9 protein-coding genes, 1 tRNA gene and 1 pseudogene are annotated in these 6,293 nt (G+C 50.3%); 8 read left to right on the top strand and 3 right to left on the bottom strand.

What is annotated here, in order from left to right:
* Positions 1-209 precede the first annotated feature (209 nt).
* Together WCI03_14870 and WCI03_14865 are read left to right on the top strand one after the other, a co-directional pair.
* Entirely contained in the window at positions 210-320 is a 111-nt protein-coding gene (locus WCI03_14870; GenBank protein MEI8141134.1) for a LacI family DNA-binding transcriptional regulator, read from the top strand.
* A gap of 249 nt (positions 321-569) precedes the next feature.
* The gene (locus tag WCI03_14865; GenBank protein ID MEI8141133.1) at positions 570-1,412 is read left to right on the top strand and encodes a BRO family protein; all 843 of its coding nucleotides are present in this window, start codon (positions 570-572) and stop codon (positions 1,410-1,412) included.
* A gap of 276 nt (positions 1,413-1,688) precedes the next feature.
* Here the strand turns inward: WCI03_14865 and WCI03_14860 are convergent, their stop codons facing one another.
* The 3 genes and pseudogenes from WCI03_14860 to WCI03_14850 form a co-directional block, all read right to left on the bottom strand.
* The gene (locus WCI03_14860; protein ID MEI8141132.1) at positions 1,689-2,009 is read right to left on the bottom strand and encodes a nucleotidyltransferase domain-containing protein; all 321 of its coding nucleotides are present in this window, start codon (positions 2,007-2,009) and stop codon (positions 1,689-1,691) included.
* Between the two features lie 102 nt (positions 2,010-2,111).
* A pseudogene (locus WCI03_14855) lies at positions 2,112-2,408 on the bottom strand (HepT-like ribonuclease domain-containing protein).
* Between the two features lie 18 nt (positions 2,409-2,426).
* Positions 2,427-2,756 carry a nucleotidyltransferase domain-containing protein gene (locus WCI03_14850; protein MEI8141131.1) on the bottom strand — a complete coding sequence of 110 codons (330 nt, stop codon included), beginning with the start codon at positions 2,754-2,756 and terminating at the stop codon, positions 2,427-2,429.
* Positions 2,757-3,086: 330 nt separating this feature from the next.
* Here WCI03_14850 and WCI03_14845 point away from each other — a divergent pair, with 330 nt between their 5' ends.
* The 6 genes from WCI03_14845 (at position 3,087) to WCI03_14820 (ending at position 6,043) form a co-directional block, all read left to right on the top strand.
* Positions 3,087-3,215 carry a LacI family DNA-binding transcriptional regulator gene (locus WCI03_14845; GenBank protein ID MEI8141130.1) on the top strand — a complete coding sequence of 43 codons (129 nt, stop codon included), beginning with the start codon at positions 3,087-3,089 and terminating at the stop codon, positions 3,213-3,215.
* Between the two features lie 331 nt (positions 3,216-3,546).
* The gene (locus WCI03_14840; protein MEI8141129.1) at positions 3,547-4,416 is read left to right on the top strand and encodes a class I SAM-dependent methyltransferase; all 870 of its coding nucleotides are present in this window, start codon (positions 3,547-3,549) and stop codon (positions 4,414-4,416) included.
* Positions 4,417-4,677: 261 nt separating this feature from the next.
* Positions 4,678-4,754, top strand: a tRNA-Val gene (locus WCI03_14835).
* Between the two features lie 202 nt (positions 4,755-4,956).
* Positions 4,957-5,187 (top strand): DUF433 domain-containing protein, encoded by a 231-nt coding sequence (locus WCI03_14830; GenBank protein MEI8141128.1) that lies wholly within the window; start codon positions 4,957-4,959, stop codon positions 5,185-5,187.
* Positions 5,184-5,555, top strand: coding sequence for a DUF5615 family PIN-like protein (locus WCI03_14825; protein MEI8141127.1), 372 nt, complete (start codon positions 5,184-5,186; stop codon positions 5,553-5,555). Before WCI03_14830 ends, WCI03_14825 begins: the two co-directional genes overlap by 4 nt.
* Before the next feature lie 50 nt (positions 5,556-5,605).
* On the top strand, positions 5,606-6,043 hold the full coding sequence (locus tag WCI03_14820) for a tetratricopeptide repeat protein (protein ID MEI8141126.1): 438 nt from the start codon (positions 5,606-5,608) through the stop codon (positions 6,041-6,043).
* Positions 6,044-6,293 lie beyond the last annotated feature (250 nt).

Raw genomic sequence — 6,293 nt, 5'->3', positions numbered from 1 at the left:
GTCCTGCATGGGAATGAACAGTTCGGTCGCGCTACCGCGCGATTGAACTGCTCTTCAATGTCTTCAATCTGGATCCCCTCCTTGGAGGGGCAAGGGTTGGGTTGTATTTTTTGGTAGTCAATTCCAAAGAATTTATCCTGCTGACGTTATCAGGCTCAAATCAGAATCCGCGGTAGCATTCGATAATTATTATTGCTAAACTGTTTAGCATGAGTAATTCAGCAACAATCAGGGATGTCGCCAGAGCCGCTGTGGTTTCAATCTCAACAGTCTCGTTTGTGGTCAATGGGAAGGCCGACAAGTATCGGATCAGCCACTAGACGCAGGCTCCACGCTCCTCGCTTCCAATGCGCCTCCCTCAACAACCGAACAACCCAACAACCCAACAACTAATCCGCTGGTGATCGCAGAATCAGGGGCGGTGGAATAACTCTGTAGCTAAATTTAATTTGACTATATATACTGTGGCTGTCTTAATACGAGCAATGCACAAGGGCTATGTCCAGAAATAATGATCCTAAGCGGTAACCGATAATAATATCTCTGGCACGAAAGGAATTCACTCCATGATGAAAAAGGATCTGGCCATTTTTGAGGGACACGAAATCCGTCGCATTTACGACGAGAAGACCGAAACTTGGTTTTTCTCCGTTGTGGACATCATTCAGGTTCTGACTCAACAGTCTGATTTTCAGGTGGCCAGAAAATACTGGAACAAGCTGAAAGAGCGCTTAATGAAGGAGGGAAATCAGTCGGTGACAAACTGTCACCGACTGAAATTGGCCGCTGCTGACGGTAAGAATTATCTCACAGATGTCGCCAGTGCTGAAACTCTTTTGCGACTTGTTCAGAGCGTCCCTAGTCCCAAGGCCGAGCCCATCAAACTCTGGCTCGCAAAAGTTGGTTATGAGCGCATGCAGGAGATGTCTGACCCGGCCCGTGCGCTTGAACGAGCCCGCGCTACTTGGCAGAGTCATGGCCACAGCGAAAAGTGGATTCAGCAACGTATGACCGGTCAGGAGACCCGCAACAAACTCACCGACTACTGGGCCACGCACGAGATCAAGAAGGGGGATGAATACGCCATTCTCACCAATCTCATCCATCAGGAATGGAGTGGGGTCAGCGTCAATGCCCACAAAGATATGAAAGGTCTCAAGACCCAGAATCTCCGTGACCACATGAGTGAGGCCGAACTCATCTTCACAGCACTCGCCGAACTTTCTACCCGACAGATCGCCGAGACCATCGCCGCAACCGGCATGGCGGAGAACCAGACTGCCGCGAAGACCGGAGGCAGGATTGCTCAACGTGCCAGAGTGGAACTTGAGGCCGAGACCGGAAAACAAGTGGTGACCGGCGAAAATTACCTGCCGCCAGGCAAGACCAAAATACTCCGACGGCAAGGATGATCTGAAATAAGGGAGTGCCATGGGGACAGAAAATATGATTGAACTGATCAGTCCAGGCGTTCGCTCTATCGCTGCAACGAGAATCTAACATGTGCGCCACGGGCGCATCCGCCTGTGGCGGAGATGTACAAGATATGCAGGGGGAAATGAAGGGAGCGTGAGCCCCGATCTACGCGCTCAACGGACGACTGAATCGTGTAACCCTAAAGATGACCGAATCTCAGTGCGGCAGCGCTTCATGATTTTCACGGCTAATCGGACTTTTGAATCCACTCCTTAAGAACGGCGGTCATGGAGGACTTGTCCTTCCCCTAAAATAGTTCGTAGAAAAATATCGCCCATAGCCAGTCGTTTACTGACTTCTGACGGGCGGCGCACGATTAAGTCCAATGGAAACGTTCGATTAAGTTGTATGTCAATCGCAACAGCCTGCTCGACATCCTTGCGCATAGGGTGCTCCATGATAACCAGCATGTCTACGTCACTGTCATCGCCCGGATTTCCCCTGGCATAGGATCCGAATAGAATAACTCTTTCTGGCGCAAATTGACGCGCCAGTGCATTCACATATTTCTTGATGTCTTTTCGGGCAACCATGATTTTATAGTACAGTCAGTTAGTAAAAAATCCATGAAAAATTGAGGGCGGACTAAATAATCGAGGAGGAATGAGATTTTTTTCACTGCCCGGGAGTTACGGTTATTCGGGGGTGGCGGCCAGTTCTGTCAGTAATATCGGGAGCAGTTTGGGTACATGAACTTGAACGGCATCCCATATGATTTCAGCATCCACCGAGTCGTAGCCGTGAATGATGCGGTTACGTAATCCGACAATCCGGCGGATGTCAGGAATGGATTGGGACAGGCCTACGTTCAATAATTCAGCCTTGCTTAATGCTTCCCCGAGAATCTCAAATTGGCGTTCAACACCCGACCGCAGCAAAAGACTGTCGTTGTATTTCTCAGGCGTGATGCCATTCGTGAAGGACTGGATGGCGCGGCAGGCCTCATGGCATCATAGAGACGCTGCTTGAGTTCGATGCTCATAGAGAAGTTCCCTTGTAACGGCAAGGACCTTTTGGAAATAGGGATTGCGGATTGAACGCTGGGTGACCAAGTCCACATGCCGGCCAAAAAGTTTTTCCAGGGCTTCGGCAAAATCAAGATAACGATTTAACAAACCGGGGGCTGACCGGTTTTCAAATTCAATCATGAAGTCCAAATCGCTGGAATTGGGATTGAATTTTCCAGTGGCGGCTGACCCGAATAACTCAAGCCGTGCCACCTGAAATGTCCGGCATAAGCCCTCAAGCTCAGTTTGTTTCTGTTTAACCAGCTCAATCATGCTGATAATATAAGTTTTGTTTGCCTTTCTTTCAAGATAAGAAATCCTGGAGAAATATGTTTGAACAGATCTGCTCAGCAATTCACGCTTAGGCATTAGTCACTGGAAGAGTCACCTTGGGCGCAGATGCCGCCGGGACGTCGGCGTCCACCTGGGTTGCCCTCCTCCCCGGACTCCTGATTGCCGCAAAGAGATTCAAACATCTGCGCCCGCGGGCGCATCCGCCTGTGGCGCAGATATACTGGATGCAAAGGATAATTTGGCCCATATATCAGGTCAAATCAGAATCCGTGATAGCATTTACTATTTCTTTATGCTAAACTGTTTAGCATGAGTAATTCAGCAACAATCAGGGATGTCGCCAGAGCCGCTGGGGTATCCATTTCTACAGTCTCGTTTGTGGTCAATGGTAAGGCCGACGTAACAACTCAGGTCGTTAGGAGCCAGAATCCAGAATAAATACTCCCGTATCCGGTGTTCGGGTAGTTGGTCTCTATATATGGACCTGCAGCCGCCGAGGACGTCGGCTGCCACCTGTGCTTTGCTCTCCTAGGACGAGATTTTATATATCATGATAAAGTCTACTTACCTGTTTCGTAAAGCCAGAGTTTAGATCAGTCCTGTGAGTTCGGCCACGCGAGGCATCACGCCAACGCTCCCATCTCTCGCCCCAGCCGCAAGTAACCCATCTTCACGCCCGCTCCTCACCCGCTATCTTCCGTCCCCGCCGCCAAAATGCGAATTGCGGCCAAACTTGACCTTCGTGCCGGATTTTTACATACTCTAACACATGAAAACGATGTTTCGGGCCGATCTCAACGGGCGTGTGCCAATACCCTCAGATGAGCGATTTCTTATCCATGACCAGAACCCGTTTGAGCTTCGTCGCGTGCGCGTTAGCGCTGAACGCGAGGTAGCCTATGATTCACCCGATCATCTTATCCCTTGGGGTACTCGCCGCGACAACAGCCGCCATCGCCGTTTCAATCAGAAGCTCTACCAGTTGTTTGGCGAGGAACGGCCGCCATTGTGGGTGCTTGATCTCGGATGTTCCGGCGGCGGTTTCGTAAAAGATTGCCTCGATGATGGCTGTATGGCCGTTGGCATCGAGGGCAGCGATTTTTCCAAGCGGTTACGTCGCGCCGAGTGGCGAACGATTCCTGAGCATCTATTTACAGCGGATATCACCAGGAAATTCGACATTTTTGGCGAATTCCCGGCGGAGGAAAAACGGCTCAAATTCGACGTCATCACGATGTGGGAAGTGTTGGAGCACATTCACGAACGCGATATCAGCTCTCTTGTTGAAAATGTGAAGAAGCATCTTCGCCCGGGTGGTCTCTGGATCATGAGCGTGTCGTTGTGCGACGATTTCCACAAGGGCGTGAATCTCCATCAAACTGTGAAGCCAAAGACCTGGTGGGTTGAGAAACTGGAAGGGCTTGGCCTGCGCTGCGTGGATGCGTACGTGAAATACTTCAACCACCAATTCTTGCGTGGGCCGAATGACACTTTCCTCCCCGGTTTCCATCTTGTCGCCACGCTCGATCCGGAACTCGCACCGCCGATTCCCAAAGAGCGGCTGATCTTCCGCCTATATGATAAATGGCACGGCAGCAGGCCACAGCGAATGCTTCGGTTTGCGGTCTACGGGTGTTGATCCGGCGAGGCTTCAGTTCAGTGTTAGCACGCTCAAGTGCCGTGATCGGCGGCCGCATCTCTAGCGATCAGGATCATACCCCCTTGGGTTGGAATCGATCTCAGATTCTCTACAAATACGAAAATGTTTCACGAATTTATCATGGGGCATGGTCTCTTTTGGTGCGATTGCAATATTATGCAATCGCACCCTGCGCCCGATGTTTCTCCATCCTCGCTATTGACAGTCAGTAGGCTGATCCCTATAGTTTGCAATCTTTCCGGGCGATTAGCTCAGTTGGTTAGAGCACTACCTTGACATGGTAGGGGTCGTAGGTTCGAGTCCTATATCGCCTACCAGCCTAATTTTAGGCTGGTACCTTCCCTAAGAGCCGATATTTGACACTCCAAAACGGCAGGTTCGTTCCAAAATGGGGTGGTTTTCACCATTGCAGGGGCGAGGTGACAAGCCAAACTCACTCTGATCAATACCCTGAGATGTCTTGAACGGGAATACGGGATATGTGATATTTACCTAAGTGGATCCTTGTGAGGGAACATTATGACAATTAATCAATTTATCGAAATCGACCCTAGGCGTTGCAACGGGAAGCCCACAGTGGCAGGGACCCGGATTCCCGTCACCGTTGTGATTGATCAACTGGCGGATGCCGGATCGATTCAGGCATTGTTGAACCGTTACCCTGAACTCACCCATGACAAGGTGGTGGGGGTACTGAGTTACTGCAACGCCGTGATTGATCATACCGAACTGGAATTGGCCACCGCGTGAACCGTCCCAAACTGCTCCTTGATCAGATGATCGACGCTCAAGTCGCGATTGCCCTTGACCAACAGGGGTGGGATGTCGTCAGGGTTTCAGAGTTGGGACTGGCGACAGCGGATGATGATCAGATACTCGCCATGGCCATTTCACAGGATCGTGTGCTGGTCACACTTGATGAGCATTTCGGTGATTGGGCTGTGCTGCCATTGGAATCACATCCGGGAGTGGTCAGGCTGAAGGTGAGCCCGACGACAAGTCCGAATATTCTGGCCTTGCTTGTCCCCTTCCTGAATGAGCACAAAGAGCGTTCCTATGTCGACCACCTGGTCATCGTGAAACCATCATCGAATCGATGGATCCGAACCAGCAGGTAAAGATGCATGCCCAAAGTTTGTGACATGGTGAGAATCCAGATGCTTCTACAATGAGAAATCACATGAGCCTATTCAACGTTTCCGCAGTTTGCCTATTCCTTGTGCTAAATATTCAGGGAAGTGTTGCGGGTGCCGACTCTGTAAAACCTTCAGCGGAACAAGTCCAGCAATGGCTAAAGGAGGCAGAAAAAGGGGAGGCCAAAGCTCAATGCGAACTCGGTGCATGCTATTTATGGGGAAAAGGCGTCGGTCAAAGCTTTCCGGATTCGGAGAAATGGTTCCGAAAATCAGCAGAACAAGGCAATGATGACGCCCAATTCTATGTCGGTTTCTTCTGTTCTCTCAATCTTGATGCAGGCCAGAGATTATCAGAGTCGGTTGAGTGGTTTCGCAAAGCTTCTGAACAGGGAAATCCGAAGGCTCAGAACTGTCTTGGTGTAGCCTATGCCAAAGGCGAAGGTGTTAAGTGTCCTTTAGGTCTTCTGTGAAACCGGTGTAATAATGGGGTGGGTCGGACTCGCTTTGCAGAATGTAAACGTAAAAGAATGTTTTCATTGTGGCGTGCCGAGGCGTAATTCGCAGCGTTAGCCCGGCTTCATTAATTCGCTAACGCGCATTAATTATGCCGCGCCAGTCTTCATTCTTCGCTGCGCTGCGAATGAAGACTGGCGCACCTGGCAGGAATCGAACCTGCAACCTTCTGATTCGTAGTCAGATGCTCTGTCCAATTGAGCTACA

The organism is bacterium (assembly GCA_037143175.1).
Lineage (GTDB): Bacteria > Verrucomicrobiota > Kiritimatiellia > CAIKKV01 > CAITUY01 > JAABPW01.
This window is presented reverse-complemented; position numbering and strand designations above follow the sequence as displayed.

Coding starts and splice junctions, on each gene's coding strand:
- WCI03_14865 (MEI8141133.1), top strand. CDS start 570: ATGAAAAAGGATCTGGCCATTTTTGAGGGACACGAAATCCGTCGCATT.
- WCI03_14870 (MEI8141134.1), top strand. CDS start 210: ATGAGTAATTCAGCAACAATCAGGGATGTCGCCAGAGCCGCTGTGGTT.
- WCI03_14840 (MEI8141129.1), top strand. CDS start 3,547: ATGAAAACGATGTTTCGGGCCGATCTCAACGGGCGTGTGCCAATACCC.
- WCI03_14830 (MEI8141128.1), top strand. CDS start 4,957: ATGACAATTAATCAATTTATCGAAATCGACCCTAGGCGTTGCAACGGG.
- WCI03_14850 (MEI8141131.1), bottom strand. CDS start 2,756: ATGATTGAGCTGGTTAAACAGAAACAAACTGAGCTTGAGGGCTTATGC.
- WCI03_14845 (MEI8141130.1), top strand. CDS start 3,087: ATGAGTAATTCAGCAACAATCAGGGATGTCGCCAGAGCCGCTGGGGTA.
- WCI03_14860 (MEI8141132.1), bottom strand. CDS start 2,009: ATGGTTGCCCGAAAAGACATCAAGAAATATGTGAATGCACTGGCGCGT.
- WCI03_14820 (MEI8141126.1), top strand. CDS start 5,606: ATGAGAAATCACATGAGCCTATTCAACGTTTCCGCAGTTTGCCTATTC.